We start from the raw sequence: 18,618 nt of genomic DNA on the forward strand, positions 1-18,618 counted from the left end.
AAATTTTTGAAATATAAATTCTAAAAGTCCTACCGCACGGTGCTCGGAGCGACGGCGATGCGCTCGGCCAGTTCCCGGAGGCTCCCCTCGCCGTCGGCGTGAGCCTCGACGATTCGCTGGTGCAGGTCGCGGTCATAGGCGGGGCGAGCGCATCAAACCGTGCAAACATGCAGCGTCACTGCAGTCTGACCAGCGTGATCTGCAACAAAGATCAGTAGTATTGTCGGATAGTTAGAGATCCTGATGCGCTCGTCCTGAGGCTGTAGGGCCCTGCGTGCCACCCAAAGCACGTCCTGTGTCACGAGCTCTGTGTGGCGAGCTCGGGCGTTCCAGGCTCGCCTGCGAGCCGCTCTGGAACCGAATTCTATCGGTTGACAAAATGGAACAAATATTCTACGGAGGGGTTTCCTGAGCCAGAGCTGCTGGCGAGAGCGAATCAGAGCGCGTGGAGGCGAAGATCCTGCGATCGGCGCCCTGGTAGGAGTCCATCATGGCAAGGAAGATCGGGTTCATCGGCGTGGGTTTGATGGGGCACGGCATGGCCAAGAACCTCCTGGCCAAAGGCTTCCCCGTCACCGTGATGGCCCACAGGAATCGCAAGCCGATCGAAGACCTGCTCGCGCAAGGCGCGAGCGAAGCCAGGACGCCGCGCGCTATCGCCGAAGCCTCCGACGTCGTCATCCTGTGCGTGACCGGCGCCCCGCAAATCGAACAGGTCGTGTACGGAGACAACGGAATCCTGGGCGCCGTCAAGAAGGGCATGATCTTGCTCGACTGCTCCACGGGCGAGCCGGCCATGAGCGAGCGCGTCGCGAAAGACCTGGCGGCGCTCGGCGCGTCCTACGCCGACGCACCGCTGGCGCGCAGCCCCAAGGACGCCGAGGCGGGCAGGCTGAACACCATGGTCGGCGCCGACGAGCAGACGTTCGGTGAGGTGCGGCCGGTGCTGGAAGCGTTCTGTGAGAACGTCTTCTACATGGGCGGCGTCGGCGCCGGCGCCCGCACCAAGCTCATCTACAACCTCATCACGATGGGGCACGCGGCGCTGATCGCGGAGGCGCTGTGCGCGTGCGCGGCCACCGGCGTCGACCTCGGCAAGTTCGCCAAGGTGGTGGGCGGCGGCGGCGCCAACAGCGGCATCTTCCAGCTCATCGTGCCGAAGATCCTGGAGAGCGGAGACTTCAGCGGGCTCAACTTCACGCTCGCCAACGCCGCGAAAGATCTCCGTTACTACAACCGCATGGTGGCGGACGTGCCGCTCACGGCGCCGATGGGGCCGGCGGTGCTCAACTCGCTCGTGTCCGCGCTCAACTCCGGCTTCTCCGACGGGTTGGTCGGACACATGGTCGCCTCCCACTGCAAGCAAAACGGCATCGAGCTCAGGAAATGACCTCTCGCATCCTGAACCTCGTGGGGGTGGGCGTGCTGTGCGCGCTCGCCGCAGCGTGCGACAAGAAGGCTGGCGCCGCGGGAGCTTCCTCGCAAGCGGAGTCAGGCAAGCCGCCGATCCTGATCGGCATCACGGCCGACGCCAGCGGCCAGTACGCGAACAGCGGCGATTCCGACAAGCGCGGCATCATCATGGCCATCGAAGAGGCCAACGCCAGGGGCGGCGTGCTCGGTCGCCCCGTGAAGTGGGTTCACATGGATACCGAGACGACGCCCGCCACGGGGTCGCGCGTCGCCGAGCGCATGATCAAGCAGGACAAGGTCGCCTTTCTCGTCGGCGGCGTCAGCTCCGGTGTGGCCAACGCCATATCCCAGGTGGCGCAGAAGTACGGTGTCATCTACCTCAACACCAACAGCAGCTCCGCCACGGAAGCCGGCGAGAACTGCCACCGCGTGAAGTTCGTGTGGGACGCCAACGGCAGCAACTTCACCCAGGCTTCCACCAAGGGCGCGATCGAGAAGTTCGGCAAGAAGTGGCTCTTGCTCACCAACGACTACGTGTGGGGTCACGACACCGCCAAGGCTACCAAGAAGGTGGTCATGGACAACGGCGGCGAGATCATCGACGAGATCCTGGTGCCGCAAGGCACGCGTGACTTCAGCGCCATCCTGCTCAAAGTGCAGCAGAAGGCACCGAACGTTATCGCCGCCGCCGTCGGCGGCGACGACTTGAAGGCCCTGCGCGCGCAGGTCGCGCAGATAAAGCTGGGCGACAAGTACGCCTGGATCAACAACCAGCAAGACTGGCCGGACATCTACGGCTTGCCGCGCACGGACCTGTTCGGCGTGTTCGGCACGACCTGGTACCAGGGGCTCGACTTGCCCGGGGTTAAGGAGTTCAACGCCAGGTACGCGAAGGCCAACCCCGACTCCAAGATCAAGACGCCGGGCAACGTGTTCTACAACGGCTACTGGGCGACCCGCTCGCTGCTGGAGGCGGTCGAGCGCGCCAAGACCACCAAGAACCACGCGGTGATCAAGGAGCTGGAAGGCCTGAAAATTCCAGCCAAAGACCGCATGCAGCACCACGACGCCTACATGAACCCGGCGACGCACCAGCTGCAGCAGACCATCTACCTGGCCACCGCCGACCTCGAGTCGCAGAACCCCGACGAGCTGTTCAAGATCCTCAGCCACGCCGACCCCAGCCAGGTCGTCGACAGGGACGCGGACGCCAAGTGCAAGCTGGAGCCGATCGAGTCGACGCCCGTCTACGAGCCGTGAGCCGTGCTGCCCCACCTGATCAACGGCATCTCGCTCGGCATTCTGTTCGGGCTGCTGGCGCTCGGCTTCATGCTCATCGTCGGCGTCATGGAGGTGATCAACCTGGCGCACGGCTCGCTGTTCGCGCTCGGCGCCTACCTGGCGGTGGAGATCATCAATCCCGGGTTCATGGGTGAGGCGGCCAGCACGTACCTGGAGCTGCCGCTGGCGCTCAGGTACGCGCTGGCGCTGATCGTGGCGCCCCTGGTGCTCGGGGTCGTGGGCATGGGCCTCGAGCGCTGCGTCCGCCGCACCTACGGCAAGAAGGCCGAGTACGGCCTCCTGCTCACCTTCGGCGCCTCCCTGGTGCTCGAAGAAGGCATTCGCATCGCGTGGGGCCCGGGCGAGAAGAACCTGCCGGTGCCGGAGGCCGTGAACGGCGCGTTCATGGCCGGTGACCTCATCTATTCCAGGTACCGGTTCTTCGCCGCTTTTCTGGGCATCGTGCTGATGGCGCTGGTGTGGCTCTTCCTGGAGAAGACGCCCTACGGAGCCCGCGTGAAGGCCGGCGCGCACGACGCCGAGATGGTGCGCGCGCTCGGGATCAACATCGGTCGGCTGCGGCTGTTCGTGTTCGCCATCGGCGCCGGCCTGGCGGCGCTGGCCGGCATCATTCTGACGCCGATCTGGGGCCTGCGCCCGCACGTGGGCGTCGACGCGGTGATTCCGTCGTTTCTCATCATCGTGCTGGGCGGGGTCGGCAGCTTCTGGGGCGCCGTGCTCGCCGGGATGCTCGTCGGCATCACGGTCGGCATCACCGGTGGATACGCCGCCGAGTGGTCGGTCATGTCCATGTACCTCTTGCTCATCCTGGTGCTCAGCGTCCGCGCGCGCGGGCTGATGGGTAAGAAGAGCGCGCTCGAGGCCTGATCGATGTCGCTTTACACACCCATCACCGCCAGAGACAGTCAGGCTCGCGGCCAAGCCTGGGTCACGAGGCCCATGCTGATCACGCTGGCCTTGATGGCGAGCTTCCCGCTCTGGGCCGAGCACGTCGGGCTCTATCAGTACCTCGGCATCGAGGTCGCGATCTGGACGCTGTACGCGCTCGGCTACAACTTGCTGATGGGCTACACGGGCCTGCCCGCGTTCGGCCAGGGCGCGTTCCTGGGCGTCGGCGCCTACGTCTACGGCCTGTGTTACCTGAACTGGTCGCAAAATCCGCTGCTTTGCCTGGCGCTCGGCGCGGTCGCGGGCGGCGTCGGCGCCGCGCTGGTCGGGGCGCTCGTGGCGCACCGGCGCGGCATCTACTTTGCCCTCCTCACGATCGCCTGCGGGCAGGTGTTCTGGTTCGTGGCCATGAAGGCGCACTCGATCACGGGCGGGGAAGACGGCTTGCTCAACGTTCGCCGGCCGGCGCTGGCTGGGCTCGATCTGGGGGACAACGTCACGCTCTACTACGTGGTGCTCGCCATCCTGGCGCTCGCGATCGTGGCGCTGTGGCGCCTGGTGCACTCGCCGTTCGGCAAGGCGCTGCAAGCCATCCGCATGAACGAGTCTCGCGCGCGCTTCGTCGGTTACAACGTGTGGCTCACGAAGTGGGCCGTGATAGCGCTGTCCGGCGTGTTCGCTGGGCTGGCCGGCGGGCTCCTGGCCGTGTCACAAGAGAGCGCCTATCCGGACGTGATGAGCGTGCACAGCTCCGGCTTCATCGTCATGGCGGTGCTGATCGGCGGCGGCACCGTGAGCTTCTGGGGGCCGGTGCTGGGCGCGCTGGTGTTCATCGTCGCGCGCGACCTGCTCGGCGCCGCGACCGAGACCTGGCTGCTCTGGTACGGCCTGCTCTTCATGGCGGTGGTGCTGTTCCAGCCCGAAGGCATCGCCGGCGCGTTTCAACATCACCGCGCCAAGCTCTTGGGCCGATCTCGCGCGGCCGGACCCGAGCAGCTGCCTACGGAGGCGGAAAATGGCTCTGTTTGAGGCCATTCACCTGAGCAAGCGCTTCGGCGATCGGGTGGTCCTGGAGGACATCACGCTGTCGTTCGAAGAGGGCCAGCTGTCGGGCATCATGGGCCCGAACGGCGCCGGCAAGTCGACCTGCTTCAACGTGCTCACCGGTCACTTTCCGCCGGATCGCGGGCAGGTGCTGCTGGATGGACAGGACATCACCGGCCTGTCGCCGCGGCAGATCGCGCAGAGGGGTGTGGCGCGCTCGTTCCAGATCATGAGCTTGTTCGACGGGTTCACGGTGCTGGAGAACGTGCTGTTCGCCGTGCCGGAGATGCGCCGCTCCGGCATGAACCCGTTCAAGAGCGTCGCCGCCGACTCCGCCGCCATGGACAAGGCGATCCGCATCGTCGAGCAGGTGGGGCTCGGCCAGCACCTGGACAGCAGATCGATCAACCTGTCCTACGGCCAGCGCCGCGCGCTCGAGATCGCCGTGGCGCTCGCGGCGGAGCCGCGCGTGCTCTTCTTGGACGAGCCCACGCAAGGCATGGGCGCCGAAGGGCGCGACCGGCTGCTGGAGCTGATCCTCACGCTCAAGCGCCGCTTCACCATCGTCATGATCGAGCACGACATGGACTTCTTGTTCCGCCTGGCCGATCGCGTGTCGGTGATCCACTGGGGCCAGGTGATCGCGCAGGGCACGCCGGACGAGCTGCGCTCGGATCCGTGGGTGCGCCGAGCGAAGCTGGGAGCGCCGGCCGATGCTTGAGATCCGGGGGATCGAGACCTTCTACGGCGAGACGCAGGCGCTGTTCGGCGTCGATCTGAGCGTCGGCAAGGGCGAGGCCGTGGCACTCCTGGGACCGAACGGAGCGGGCAAGACGACCGTCTTGCGCTCCATCCTCGGTCTCACGCCGGCTCGCCGCGGGGCCATCCGCTTCCGCGGCAGCGAGATCACGCGCGCGGCCACGAGCGACATCGCCTGCGCCGGCATCGGCTGGGTGCCGGATGATCGCCGCATCTTCCCCGCGCTCAAGGTGAGGACAAACCTTCAGCTGGGCAAGAAGAAGACGGCGTTCCGCAGCTGGAGCGAGAAGGACGTGTTCGGCCTGTTCCCCGCGCTGGAGTACCTTCTCGATCGCGACAGCGAGAACCTCTCCGGCGGCGAGATGCAGATGGTCGCCATCGGCCGGGCGCTGCTGGGCGGTCCCGGCCTGGTGCTGCTGGACGAGCCGTCGCAAGGCCTCGCGCCCAAGCTGGTGCAGGACGTCATGAAGACCATCGCGCGCCTGCGTGACGAGGGCATCAGCGTGCTGGTGGTGGAACAAAACGTGCGCAGCGTGCTGGCGGTGTGCGATCGCGCGTACGTCATCCGCAGCGGCCGGGTCGTGCACCACGGGCCGGCCAGGGCGTTGCTGCAGGACGAACACCTGCTGGGAGAGCTGTCATGACGGCGCCGATCCTCGAGGTGCGGAACCTGAAGAAGACGTACTCGCGCGGCCTGTTCACTAGGAAGCAGACGTTCAGCCTCAGCGCCTCGTTCACCATCGAAGGGCCGGAGATCATAGGCGTGATGGGGCCGAACGGCGCGGGCAAGACGACCTTGTTCGAGATGCTGTCGGGCAGCAACGTGCCGACCAGCGGGCAGATCCTGTGCGGCGGGCGTGACATTCAATCAGTGAAGTACCGCGAGCGTGACCGCATGGTGATTCACTATCACCAGTCGTATCAGGTGCGCTCGGTCAAGAAGACCAAGCCCAATTTCATGCTGCAGCCGGCGGGGTCCGACTACCCGCTGGTGCACATCTTCGACGAGCCGCAGTTCAGCACGCAAGACGGTTACATCGGCTTCATGCTGAGCTTCTTCAAGCAGCTCCGCGCGAGCGGCCGCGTGGTCATGCTGTGCGTTCACCCCTACGAGCCGTTTCACATCGACATCATGCGTGACCACTGCGAGCGCTTCCTGTTCGTGGCCGGTGGTCAGGTCGCGGAGCTGCCGACGTACGGCAGGCTGCTGGACCATACGGGCGTGCGCGACTACCTGGGCGCGCTCGCAGATTGCTGAGCAACGAAAATGACTCCGCCTAGAATCGAAACGAAGAACAAGAGCAACAACCCGAGCCGCGTCGCGATGGTGACGGGCGCCGGCGGCGCCATGGGCGCGGCGATCGCGCGCTTCTTGCACGCCGAAGGCCACCGCGTGGTGCTGGCGGACGCAGATCGCGCGGCGCTCGATGCGGTGACGGCCTCCCTTGGCGAAGGCTCCTACCCGCTCCTGTTCGATCTGAGCGACCCGGCGCAGATCGAGGCCGCGTGCGCCGACGTGCGCGAGCGCGTCGGGGCGGTGGAGATCCTGGTCAACAACGCGGGCGTGCTCTCCAACCACAAGCTGGCGGAGACCACTCCGGCGGAGTGGCGCAAGATCATGGCCGTCAACCTGGACGGACCGTACCACCTGAGCCGCGAGTGGGTGCCTTATATGCGCGAGCGCAAGTGGGGCCGCATCATCAACATGTGCTCGGTGGCCATGAAGACCGGCGGGCTCACGGCCGGCACCGCCTACACGGCGTCCAAAGGCGCGCTCGGCGGGCTCACGTTCTCGCTGGCGCGAGAGCTGGCGCCGCATGGCGTGACCGTGAACGCCATCGCGCCGGCCTACGTGAAGACCAGGATGATCACCGAGCAGCTCACGGAGGAGCAGCGGCAGCAGACGCTGAAGCAGATCCCCGTCGGCCGCTTCTGCGAGCCGGAGGAGATCGCGCACGCCGTGGTGTTCCTGTCCTCGCCCCTGGCCGGCTTCATCACCGGTGAGCTGCTCGACATCAACGGCGGTTTGCACCTGGATTGAGGCCATCATGAGGACCACCGCGCCCAGCATCTCAAGGACCTTGCCCGACAAGGTCGCGTACGTACCGGGCGGCACCGGCGTGCTCGGCGCGGCGATCGCGCGCGGCCTGGGCCAAGCCGGCGCCAAGGTGGTGGTGGGCGGCACCGACGAGCTCAAGCTGCGCGCGGTGACGGACTCGGTGCTCGCTACCGGGGCGGAAGCCAAGGCCGTCGCCTTCGACGCCCGCTCGGTGAAGGACATCGGGCGCTCGGTCGACGCGGTCTGCGACTACTTCGGGCGCTGCGACATCCTCGTCAACGCCGTCGGCATTCATCGCGAGCAGAGCGTGCTCGAGGCGACCGAGGAGAGCTTCGACAGCGTGCTCGACCTCAACCTGAAGGCGGCCATGTTCCTGGGGCAGGCCGTCGCGCGGCGTCAGGTGCAGCAAGGGCAAGGCGGACGCCAGGTGCAGATCCTGTCCGTGCGCGCCTCGCTGGCCCTGCGGGGTAAAGGCTATTCGGCCTACACCTCGAGCAAGGGCGGCCTGGCCATGATCGTCAGACAGCACGCGGTGGAGCTCGCGCCGCATCGCATCAACGTGAACGGCGTGGCGCCGACCTTCGTGCAGAGCGAAATGGCGCAACACGTCCTCAAGAACCCCGAGCAACGAGCCAAGCTGCTCGAGCGCATCCCGCTCGGTCGCGCCGCGGAGCCGGAGGACGTCGTCGGACCGACGCTGTTCTTCTGCGGCCCAGGCAGCGACTTCGTGACCGGGCAAATCCTGTACGTCGACGGAGGCCTGACGGCCTGCCAGTAGCGCGGCCCGAGCCTCGATAGGTAACGAAGACATGATCAAGAAACTGCAGAACCACGTGGGCGGCAAGATGACGGACAGCTCCACTCAGCGCTGGGGCGACGTCTTCAACCCGGCGCTCGGCGCCGTCACGAGCAAGGTGCCGATGTCGACGGCCGCCGAGGTGTCGAGCGCCGTGGCCGTCGCCAAGCAGGCATTCGAGAGCTGGTCGGCGACGCCACCGGTGCGGCGCGCGCGCGTCATGTTCGAGCTCAAGGGCCTGATCGACCAGCACATGGACGAACTGGCGGGGCTCGTCACCGCCGAGCACGGCAAGGTGCTGGAGGACGCGCGCGGCTCCGTGACGCGCGGCATGGAGGTCGTGGAATTCGCCGCCGGTATTCCGCAGCTGCTCAAGGGTGAGTACTCGGAGGGCGTGGCGCGCGGCGTCGACAGCTGGTCCTTTCGCCAGCCGCTCGGCGTTTGCGCCGGCATCGGGCCGTTCAACTTCCCGGCCATGATCCCGCTGTGGATGGCGCCGATCGCTATCGCCTGCGGCAACACCTTCGTCATGAAGCCGTCGGAGAAGGTGCCGTCGCTGTCGCTGCGCCTCGCGGAGCTGTGGGCGCAGGCAGGGCTGCCGCCGGGCGTGTTCAACGTCGTGAGCGGCGACAAGGAAGTCGTCGACGCCTTCATCGAGCATCCAGACGTCGCGGCGATCAGCTTGGTCGGCTCCACGCCCGTGGCCGAGAACGTCTACCAGCGCGCGACGCGAGCCGGTAAGCGGGTGCAGGCTCTGGGCGGCGCCAAGAACCACATGATCGTCATGCCCGACGCCGACCTGAGCCACACGGTCGACGCGCTGATGGGCGCCGCCTACGGCTCGGCCGGTGAGCGCTGCATGGCCATCTCGGTGGCCGTCGCGGTCGGCCCGGAAACGGGCGACCGCCTGGTCGAGGCGCTCATCCCCAGGGTCAAGGCGCTCAAGATCGGGCCCGGCAACCAGCCGGGGATGGACATGGGGCCGCTGGTCACCAAGCAACACCTCGAGAAGGTTTCCGGCTACGTGGACCTCGGCGTCAAGGAAGGCGCCAAGCTGCTGGTCGACGGGCGCGGCCTCAAGATTCCGGGATCTGAAAACGGCTTCTTCCTGGGTGGCTGCCTGTTCGACCACGTCACCTCGGCCATGACGATCTACCAGGAAGAGATCTTCGGCCCGGTGCTCGCCGTCGTCCGCGTGCCGACGCTCGACGCCGCCATCCAGCTGGTGAACGCCCACCGCTATGGCAACGGCGGCGCCATCTTCACCAGCAGCGGCGACGCTGCGGACGAGTTCACCAAGCGCATCCAGATCGGCATGGTGGGCGTGAACGTGCCCATCCCCGTGCCGATGGCGTTCCACAGCTTCGGCGGCTGGAAGGCCTCGCTGTTCGGCGATCACTACATGCACGGTCCGGAAGGCGTCCGCTTCTTCACGCGCATGAAGACCGTCACGTCACGCTGGCCGCGAGGCGCCAGCGTCGGGGCGAGCTTCGCCATGCCGACGGTGAAATAAATGAGACCGCGCGAACCTCCGCATCCGGAGACGTACGATCAGCTGGAAAAAGCGATCATCAAGCAATTTCCCAGCCTGAGCAAGCGTCTCCAGCAGATCGCCAGCCACGCTCTCGACAACCCCAGTGAGCTCGCGCTCGATACCATCGCGCAGGTCTCGCAGCGCGCCGGTGTGCAACCCAGCAGCCTCATCCGCTTCGCCAAGGAATTCGGCTTCTCCGGTTACAGCGACATGCAGCGCGTGTTCCGCACGCGGGTGACCGACGCCATGCCGGACTATAAGGAGCGCCTGCGCTCCCTCAACGGCACCGATGGCGCCCCGAGCGAAGAAGCCAAGGACGACGCCAGCGCGCTGCTCGACCAGTTCATCGAAGCGGACATCGACGGCCTGCGCCGGCTGCAGCAGCAAAAGCGGATGGGGCCGCTGCTGGAGCGAGCCTACCAGCTGATCACGGACTCGGAGATCGTGTACCTGGTGGCGCACCGCCGCTCCTTCCCGATCGCCTGCTACCTGGCCTACGCCTTCAGCCAGATGAACGTGCGAAACGTGCTGGTGGACGGCGTGGGCGGCATGTTCATGCAGCAGGTCGGCCACGCCACGAATCGCGACGTCATCCTCGCCATCAGCTCCAAGGCGTATTCGCCGGACGTGGCGCAGGTCGTGCGTGAAGCCAAGCAGCGTGGCGTCAAGATCATCGCCATGACCGACAGCCCGCTCAGCCCGCTCGCCGAGCACGCCGACGTCAGCCTGGAAGTACAGCAAGCCTCGGTCGGCATGTTCCGCTCGCTCGCCGTCACCATTACGCTGGCCGTCACGCTCATCGTCGGCGTCGGCCGCGCCGTGGAGGCCAAGCGCAGCCACAGTAACGGCAAGAAGTCGAAATGATTGTCCTGAAGGCTTCAGGCGTGGTCAGGCGTCAGGCAAGCGGTCGCGGAGAGGTGCGACAACGCGGGGGCGGGCTGCGACGCGGCAGCCCCCCGGGCCCCAGCCGCCGGCCGGCGCTGGTCAGCTCACTTGTCTGGATTCGGAATACGCAGGTCGCGGATGAAGCTGAGCAGCCCGTAATACGCATCGAGGAAGGCGCGCAGCGCGCGGCGGGTGGCGGCGAAGCCGTCGAACTCGGCCACCTTCATGCCCTTGGGATCGTAGGCGCGCCGGAAGTCCTCGAACTGCTCGGAAAGTTCGGTCATGGCTTGCGGCGGAACCGGGTTGTCGATGCGCGGGATGACCGGGACGGTGGAGGCGTTGAACTTGCGCTGCCACTCCGGAGGAATCGTGAGGATGACGTCCCCGCCGACCAGCTCCGACCAGTGCAGGTGATGGCGGTAGGCGGCGGCGAGCAGGCGCGTGCGGTAACCGGACTGCTTGAAGGTCTTGAGCGCGTTCTTAAACACCGCGACGCCGGCCCAATCCAACGTGCCGGGAGTCGGCACCTTGCCCTGTTGTTCGCACACGACCTTGAGCCAGTCGTCGAGGCGGCCGACCATGATGGTGCAGACCGGGACCATGTTGGCCGTGGAATGACCCGCTGCCTCACGGCGCTTGAGCCCTCGTTCGACGGCTTCGGCGACGGCGACGGCCTGCGGCGCCGTGAACGAGACAGTGGCGTTGACATTGACGCCCTGCGCCGTCACTTCCTCGATAGCCTGGATGCCGGCCGCGGTCGCCGGAATCTTCACCTGCAGGTTGGGGGCGAGCGACGCGAAATGCAGCGCCTGGCTCACGAGCGCATCCGGGCTCTTGTGAAATTCCGCATTGGTCTGGATCGACAACCAGCCCTTCTTGCCTCCCGTCCGCTCGAACACGGGCATGAGCAGGCCGGCAGCCTTCACGGACATCTGTTCCATCAGCTTCCAGGCGATCTGCGCCTCCGTCCACGTGGGCTGCGCTTGAAACAGCTCCTCGACGCGCGCCTTCCAGTCGCCGAACTCGGTCTTGAGAACGCTGGCGATGATGGTGGGATTGCTGGTGGCGCCGACCGCGCCGTGCTCGATGGCATACTTGAGCTCGCCTACCGCGCACGAGTCGCTCCAAAAGTCCGTGGGGGTGGTGGAGGCCATTTCGTGCAGGGGGCTGCGGAATGCGGTGGACATTTTGATATTGGAACATATTTTCTACGCATTGGCAAGACTTGGAATAGGAATTTCGCAGCTCGGTCACCGTGACCGCGGCGCCCGCCCCAGGTTATAACTTCCTCGGATGGAGCGGGACTCGAGCCTCGACGGCCCGTGGTCAGAGCCCAAGAAGGTCGATGTTTTCCCCTACGCGCCGCCCGGCAGCGACATGTCGTACGAGCGAGGGACCGGCTTTGACAACTAGGTCTTCGTCGATCCCGACAGCTGCAAGACTTACATGCTCATCAAAAACGGCCTGTGCAATGGGACATCGACCATCCCAATGATTTCGGCATCAACCTGATCACGGAGATCGATCCGACAAGGGCCGGTCACGTGGTTCCGTCCCCCCCGACGATCCAGGCAATCCGTCGCGCGGGCGCGGACTCTCGTCGCTCGGCACCGCACGCGCCGGCTGCATTGCCTTGCCAGCGGCGCTGGCCAGCCTGAAGGCACGCATCGCGAACGCGATGAGGGGTATGTCATCCCCCGCGGGGCGAGGGCATGCTGGCCCGCGTTGTTGTGCACGGTCACGCCGCCTTCACACGGCATAAGTTCTCGAGAACTCGAACGGTGATTGAGCTTGACGAACAATACGTGAACGTTCACAATCGCTTCTCAATAGGTCACCTCGCGCGTCGGCGCGTCGGCGCGTCCGTGCGTCGGCGAGTCCGTGCGTCGGTGCGTCGGCGAGTCCGTGCGTCGGTGGGGCCGCGCGGCAGCGGGCGGACACTGTCGGCTTCAAGCTACCGCGGGGTGACCATCCGTCGTGATTTCCGCCTACAGAAGAGGATAGGAATGCATTCGAAGACGATAAGGATGCGTTGGGTTGGCTTTCCTTCGTTCGCCGCCCTGCTCGCGGCGTGTTCCGGCGGCGCCGAGCTCGGCTCGACGCCGGAAGATAACGACGGCGGCAGCTCCGGCGTCACCACATCCGTGGTGACGGGCTCTGGCGGCGGGGCGCCGATGCCTGTGACAGGAGCCACGAGCGGCAACTCCAGCTCCAGCTCCAGCTCCACGAGCGGCTCGGGCGGAGGCGCCACGACCGGCAGCGGCGGCTCCGAGCCCATCGGCTCGGAAATGATCACCGCCCCGGAAGGCAAGATCCCAAACATGCCCATGCCGGCGAACAAGATCAACTTGCCGCGCAACAGCTGGCGAGACGGCCTGGTGTCGCCGACGCTCGAGGCGGGCCATCACCAGAACCAGCCGATCGTCATCAACGGCTACGTTCAGGGCGCCGGCAACGCCGAGATCGTCTTCTACGACATCGCCGATCCGACCAACCCGAAGATGCTCTCGCGCATCCAGAGCCCTGGCTTCGATCCCAGGGGAGGGCCCAAGGGCGTCGGCGAGGCGGAGTCGCATCAGACCTCGCTCGGCCGCTATGGCGACAAGTTCTACCAGGTCACCACCTCGGGCACCGGCGTCGACATCTGGGACGTCACCGACGCCCGCGCGCCTCGTCACGTGAGGCTCGTCAAGCTCGACGGCATCAACTACGGGGACTTCACCGACTCCGTCTGGGGCATGTACTGGCAGGGCAGCGTCATCTACGTCGGCGGCACCAACACGGGCCTGCACATCCTGGACGCCGCGGATCCCGAGGACGTGAAGTTCGTCAAGAAGATCCCGATCTCGCAGTTCGGCGGCGTGAGCGCCGGTCCGCTGTGGGCCGTGGGCAACACGCTGGTCATCACGACGCCCAAGGACAACGGCGGCATCGCGACGATGGACATCAGCGATCCGATGAACCCGGTCGCGCTCGACTTCATCACCCCGAGCAAGAGCTACATCTGCGGTCTGTACGGCAAGCACATCTACGTGCAGTCGCCGCTGCGCGTGTGGGACGTGCTGACCGACCCCACCGACATCGGCTCGGCCAATTCACCCATCGCCACGCTGCCCGACTCGGCGTTCAGGGCCATGGGCTACCCCGCCGGGTCCGAGTACATGAGCTTCTCCGACGGCACCCTGTTTCTCGGTCACCTGCGGCCGGACGCCGGCGTCTCCAAGATCGACGTGCGCGACATCCACAAGATGTCGATCAAGAGCCGGGTCTGGGGGCGGCTCGAGTTCACGAACGGCGACGACCAGTTCTCGATCCCGGTCGGCAGCCTGCTGGTGCTGGCCGACGACGAGCTGCCCTACCGCGGCATGGTCATCGCCGCGCACTCGACCGAGCCGGACACCACGCCCCCGGCGGTCGACACGGTGCTTCCGAAGAACGGGGCGACGGGGCTGTCCAGGAAGTCGCGTATCGGCCTCAGCCTCACCGACAACGTCGAGATCGCCACGGTTCACCACGGCAGCTTTATCGTAAGGCCGATGGGCGGGCAGCCGTTGAAGGGGAGCTTCGGCCTGTACATGGGCATCGTCAGCTTCGATCCCGACGAGGACCTGATGCCGAACACGACCTACGAGATCGTCCTGCCGAAGGACGGCATGAAGGATCTCGTCGGCAACGGCATGGCGGCTGAGTTCAAGTCGACGTTCACGACCGGTCCCTGAGCCATGCGCTCGCTCCCGAAGCTCCTCGGCCTGCTCGGAGGCCTCTGCGCGGCGGCGGCCTGGCCGGCCGAGGCGCGCGCCGTCACGGCCAGCGTCCCCGTGCGCGCGCCCTCGCTCGCTGGCGAGGCCGTCACGTTCGACCTGACGATCGGCGACGCGGTCGGCCCCGTTCAGGTGCGCTGGGACATGGGAGACGAGACGCGCACCGAGTTCATGGTCGACGACGTGCAGCAGGTCCACACCTACGCCGCTCCCGGCCACTACCCGGTGCTCGTGACGGTCAAAGACGATGTCGGCTTCACCAGCGTCGCCTTCGTGCACACGGCGCACCGGCCGCTCGTCACGGGCAGCGCTGCGGGCTCGACCGACCTCGTGTACGACCCGCCGAACGCGAAGGTCTACACGGCCAATTACGAGAACGACAGCGTGAGCGTGCTCGACGCGAGCGCGCTGACCAAGGTCGCGGAGGTGCCGGTGGCGCGCGGCCCGGTCGGGCTCGCGCTCACCGCGCAAGGCACGCTGTGGGTGCTGCACCGGGATGCGCACTCCGTCTCCATCCTCGACGCCGCGTCGCTCTCGGTGGAGCGCGAGATCGCGCTGCCGTACGCGTCGCAACCGATGGGCCTCGCGATCAGCCCGCCCGGGGACGCCGCGTACGTGACGCTGATGGCGGTCGGCAAGGTGCTGAAGCTGGACGTGGCGAGCGGCGCCGTCGTGGCCGAGCTTTCGCTCGGCGGTACGCCGCGGGGCGTCTCGGTGTCGCACGACGGCTCGCAGATCTACGTCACGCGCTTCCTCTCCGAGGACAGCCACGGCGAGGTGGCGCGCATCGACGCGGCGACCTTCCAGGTGAGCACGCGCTTCGCGCTCGCCGCGGACACCACGACGGAGGACACGGACCAACAAGGGCGCGGCCTGCCGAACTACCTGTTCTCGGTGGGGCTCTCGCCCGACGGCTCGTTCGCGTGGGTGCCGGGCAAGAAGGACAACATCTTTCGTGGTCCATTTCGCGATGGGCTCGACCTCACCGACGACAACACGGTACGTCCGCTCGTGGCGCTGCTGAACCTCGCGGAGGGCGCCGAAGACGTCGCGCGGCGAATCGATCTGGACGATCGCAACCTGCCGAACCAGGTCGTGTTCACGCCGCTCGGCGACTACGCGTTCATCAGCGTCGCCGGCTCGGCCCTGGTGGAGGTCCGCGACGCCTACACGGGCGAGTTCGTGACCGCGCTGAAAGAGACGGGCTTCGCGCCGCGCGGCCTGGCGCTGACCGAGACCAACAAGCTGTTCGTGCACGCGTCGCTCAGCCGCACGGTGACGGTCTACGACGTCGCCGACATCGTCAGCTCGCACGACCTCATCACCAAGAAGCTGGCCGAGATCCCGACGGTCGCCGTCGAGAAGCTCGACCCGCAGGTCCTGCGCGGCAAGCAGCTGTTCTTCAACTCGGCCGATATCCGCATGAGCGACCAGGGCTACATCAGCTGCGCGTCGTGTCACTTCGACGGCGCGGAGGACGGGCGAGTCTGGGATTTCGGCAGCGCGGGGGAGGGGCTCCGCAACACCATCTCGCTGCTGGGGCGGCGCGGCACGGGCCACGGCAACGTCAACTGGAGCGGCAGCTTCGACGAGATCCAGGACTCGGACGACAACATCCGCCACCTGTTCGGGGGGAAGGGCTTCCTGACCGCCGAGCAGCTCGCCGTGGGGACGGTCGGCACGCCGCGCGGAGACAAGAAGGCCGGCCTGAGCCCCGAGCTCGACGAGCTGGCGGCGTTCCTCGCCTCGCTCGACACGTACCGGCCGAGCCCCTTTCGCAACCCCGACGGCTCGCTCACCCAGGACGGCGTCGCGGGTCGCGCCATCTTCGAGCGCCTGGGTTGCGGCTTCTGCCACACGGGTCCCGACGGGACCGACAGCGTGGGTGGCAAGCTGCACGACGTCGGCACCGTGAAGGCGTCGTCTGGTATGCGCGCGGGTGAGCCGCTGTTCGGCATCGACACGCCGACCTTGAACGGCGTCTGGGAGACGGCGCCGTACCTGCACGACGGCTCCGCGCCGACGCTGCGCGATGTCCTCGTCACGGCCAACCCCGACGATCGCCACGCCTTCATCAGCGGGCTCAGCGAAGCCGAGCTCGGGCAGCTCATCGCCTATGTGCAGCAGCTGGACGGCACCGTCGACGCGGAGCCGCCGAGCGAGGACGATGCGGAGGCGCCGAGCGAGGACGGAGGCTTCTTAGGCTTAGGCTGCAGCGTGACGGGCGGGCCTTCGGACCGTCGCGCGCCGCTCCTGGCGTTCGCGCTCGTGGCCAGTTTGATGACGTTCGGCGCTCGCCGCAGGAAACCGTCATGAAGCACCTTCCGAGCCTGAGCCTGGTTTCGCTGCTCCTACCGGCATGCGTCGTCGGCGATATCGGCGAGGTGATTGCCACGGACGAGGCGACGAACAATTGGGACACGCTGCCGCCCGTGAGCGCTCCCGACCCGGAGCTGTTGGCCCTACCCACGCGCGAGGCGCAGTACAGCGCGTTCTGCGCCTCGCCGCGCGGCGACAGCTTCTTCCAGGCGGTGTGCGCCACGCCGCGACCGAGCATCACCGACGTCGCCAGCTTGCTCAAAGTCGCGAAGCTCGACGAAAATCGCGCCTTCGCGCTCACCGGCAACTCCACCTCGCTCGTGAAGAGGGCCGTCTCCTCCATCAATCCGCGCCTCATCGTCTTTCCGCGCGTGACCGAGATGCGCGAGAGGCCGGCTGAAATGACCGCGCTCGGCTTCGTTCGCGGCGAGCCCTTCGTCGAGATCGTGAGCCGCGACCTCTCGACCGGTGACTACAATTTCTACCTGTTGACCTTCGAGCGACGGTGTGACTACGAAGGCGGCTGCGATCTCGCGAGCCTGCTCACCGAAGAGATAGAGCACGGCTGGACGGCGTTCAGCATTTACGGCGAGGAAGACGTCGAGAACACCTCGTTCGACTGTCGCTCGTGCCACCAGCCCGACGGCTACGGCACGAAGAAGATCTTGCGCATGCAGGAGCTGGAGTTCCCCTGGACGCACTGGTTCCCGCAGCGCTTCGTGCAGCGCACGGACTCCGATCGGGTGCTCACGGCGCAGTTCCTGGAAGCCCACGCGCACGACGCGCAGTACGGCGGCATCCCCATCGCGACCATCCAGAATGCGATCGACGAGGGCAGCGGGGCGCAGCTCGAGGCGTTGCTCGTGGCCGAAGGCCAGGCGGCGCAGCCGAACGCGTTCGACCCGCGCATCGAGGCCGAGGCCAAGGCCGGCCCGTCGAGCCCGATCTGGGAGAAGCAGTTCACCGTGTCGCTGGCGGGTGATTCGATTTCGGTGCCTTACCCGCTCGTGGACGTGACGGATCCCGCGCTCCGTGCGGAGCGGACGAGGTCCTACCTCGACGTGGTGACGGGCGCGGTCCCGCGACAGTCCCTGCTCGATCTGCGCGACCTCTTCTCCGCAGACGCGAAGGTGAAGCTCGGCCTGGTGCCGCCGCCGGGAGCGAGCGGGCGCGCCGTGCTCACACAGCTCTGCTCGCGATGCCATGACGGCCGCTCGAACCCGGCGCTGAGGCGCTCCGCGTTCAACGTGAAGAACCTGGACGCCATGCCGCGAGAAGTGAAGGACGCGGCCATCCTTCGGCTGCAGGAGCCCGCGACCTCGCCGCTGCGCATGCCGCCGTGGCGCGCCGCCGACAGTCTGCCCCCCGCGGAGCTCGCCGCGGCCATCGAAGAGCTGCGCAAGTAGCACTGTCTCCTTCCGATTGACAGGCGCCGTCTGCGCTTCTGGTCGGCGTGGCTCGAGTGCCAGAGCGCCGATTGTGTTGAGTCGACGATCCGCGCGACCTCCGGCTCCAGCGGAATGTGTCAATGTAATTGAGACACCAATCGGTCGAGATTACCGTAGCTCTGACGCCGTCGCGTCGGAGGCGGCGCCCCCGAGCCCCCGCACCTCGGCGCCGTCGCCCGCGCAGGGCGCAGGCGACGTGGCCGAGGACAGTGCAGGCCCGGTGGTCGTAAGCGCCTTGGGACGGTTGCTCCAGACCTCTCGTGGCGGGGTGCGAGGCACGGGCAGGCCTCGCACGAAGCGCTCGGGATGGGCCTCGTAGGCGACCTCGAGGACTGCGGCACGGTGGGCAGTCCGTTCGTCGGCGAGAAGGCTGCCTGATCGGCTACTCCAGCGGCCTCCCCAACAAGGCG

General features: G+C 66.8%; 15 protein-coding genes. 14 read left to right on the forward strand and 1 reads right to left on the reverse strand.

Going from position 1 to position 18,618, the window contains the following annotated elements; all coding sequences use genetic code 11:
• Window positions 1-490: 490 nt before the first annotated feature.
• The 11 genes from WME97_RS10535 (at window position 491) to WME97_RS10585 (ending at window position 10,659) form a co-directional block, all read left to right on the forward strand.
• Window positions 491-1,390: an NAD(P)-dependent oxidoreductase gene (locus WME97_RS10535; RefSeq protein ID WP_437551680.1), complete on the forward strand. Its 900-nt coding sequence runs from the start codon at window positions 491-493 to the stop codon at window positions 1,388-1,390.
• Window positions 1,387-2,673 (forward strand): ABC transporter substrate-binding protein, encoded by a 1,287-nt coding sequence (locus WME97_RS10540; protein ID WP_437551681.1) that lies wholly within the window; start codon window positions 1,387-1,389, stop codon window positions 2,671-2,673. The genes WME97_RS10535 and WME97_RS10540 overlap by 4 nt, the downstream gene beginning before the upstream one ends.
• A 3-nt stretch (window positions 2,674-2,676) precedes the next feature.
• Window positions 2,677-3,582, forward strand: coding sequence for a branched-chain amino acid ABC transporter permease (locus WME97_RS10545; RefSeq protein WP_437551683.1), 906 nt, complete (start codon window positions 2,677-2,679; stop codon window positions 3,580-3,582).
• A 72-nt stretch (window positions 3,583-3,654) separates the two neighbouring features.
• The gene (locus tag WME97_RS10550) at window positions 3,655-4,632 is read left to right on the forward strand and encodes a branched-chain amino acid ABC transporter permease (protein ID WP_437551685.1); all 978 of its coding nucleotides are present in this window, start codon (window positions 3,655-3,657) and stop codon (window positions 4,630-4,632) included.
• Entirely contained in the window at window positions 4,619-5,368 is a 750-nt protein-coding gene (locus WME97_RS10555; protein ID WP_437551686.1) for an ABC transporter ATP-binding protein, read from the forward strand. Before WME97_RS10550 ends, WME97_RS10555 begins: the two co-directional genes overlap by 14 nt.
• Entirely contained in the window at window positions 5,361-6,050 is a 690-nt protein-coding gene (locus tag WME97_RS10560; protein WP_437551688.1) for an ABC transporter ATP-binding protein, read from the forward strand. The genes WME97_RS10555 and WME97_RS10560 overlap by 8 nt, the downstream gene beginning before the upstream one ends.
• A complete protein-coding gene (locus WME97_RS10565; RefSeq protein WP_437551690.1) occupies window positions 6,047-6,664 on the forward strand; it encodes an ATP-binding cassette domain-containing protein in 618 nt (205 codons plus the stop codon). The genes WME97_RS10560 and WME97_RS10565 overlap by 4 nt, the downstream gene beginning before the upstream one ends.
• A gap of 9 nt (window positions 6,665-6,673) precedes the next feature.
• Window positions 6,674-7,447 (forward strand): SDR family NAD(P)-dependent oxidoreductase, encoded by a 774-nt coding sequence (locus tag WME97_RS10570; RefSeq protein ID WP_437551692.1) that lies wholly within the window; start codon window positions 6,674-6,676, stop codon window positions 7,445-7,447.
• Window positions 7,448-7,526: 79 nt separating this feature from the next.
• Window positions 7,527-8,243 (forward strand): SDR family NAD(P)-dependent oxidoreductase, encoded by a 717-nt coding sequence (locus WME97_RS10575; RefSeq protein ID WP_437551694.1) that lies wholly within the window; start codon window positions 7,527-7,529, stop codon window positions 8,241-8,243.
• A 31-nt stretch (window positions 8,244-8,274) separates the two neighbouring features.
• Complete coding sequence (locus tag WME97_RS10580) at window positions 8,275-9,774, forward strand: CoA-acylating methylmalonate-semialdehyde dehydrogenase (protein ID WP_437551696.1); 1,500 nt, start codon at window positions 8,275-8,277, stop codon at window positions 9,772-9,774.
• Window positions 9,775-10,659: a MurR/RpiR family transcriptional regulator gene (locus tag WME97_RS10585; protein WP_437551698.1), complete on the forward strand. Its 885-nt coding sequence runs from the start codon at window positions 9,775-9,777 to the stop codon at window positions 10,657-10,659.
• Between the two features lie 125 nt (window positions 10,660-10,784).
• On the opposite strand, the gene WME97_RS10590 is transcribed toward WME97_RS10585, so the two are convergent.
• Entirely contained in the window at window positions 10,785-11,867 is a 1,083-nt protein-coding gene (locus WME97_RS10590; protein ID WP_437551700.1) for a transaldolase family protein, read from the reverse strand.
• Window positions 11,868-12,707: 840 nt separating this feature from the next.
• Here WME97_RS10590 and WME97_RS10595 point away from each other — a divergent pair.
• Genes WME97_RS10595 through WME97_RS10605 form a run of 3 tightly spaced genes read left to right on the forward strand, consistent with a single transcriptional unit; the run spans window position 12,708 to window position 18,166 of the window.
• The gene (locus tag WME97_RS10595; RefSeq protein ID WP_437551701.1) at window positions 12,708-14,399 is read left to right on the forward strand and encodes an Ig-like domain-containing protein; all 1,692 of its coding nucleotides are present in this window, start codon (window positions 12,708-12,710) and stop codon (window positions 14,397-14,399) included.
• A gap of 3 nt (window positions 14,400-14,402) precedes the next feature.
• On the forward strand, window positions 14,403-16,757 hold the full coding sequence (locus WME97_RS10600; protein WP_437551703.1) for a PKD domain-containing protein: 2,355 nt from the start codon (window positions 14,403-14,405) through the stop codon (window positions 16,755-16,757).
• Entirely contained in the window at window positions 16,754-18,166 is a 1,413-nt protein-coding gene (locus WME97_RS10605; RefSeq protein WP_437551704.1) for a c-type cytochrome, read from the forward strand. The genes WME97_RS10600 and WME97_RS10605 overlap by 4 nt, the downstream gene beginning before the upstream one ends.
• Window positions 18,167-18,618 lie beyond the last annotated feature (452 nt).

The organism is Sorangium sp. So ce367 (assembly GCF_051520455.1).
Lineage (GTDB): Bacteria > Myxococcota_A > Polyangia > Polyangiales > Polyangiaceae > Sorangium > Sorangium cellulosum_B.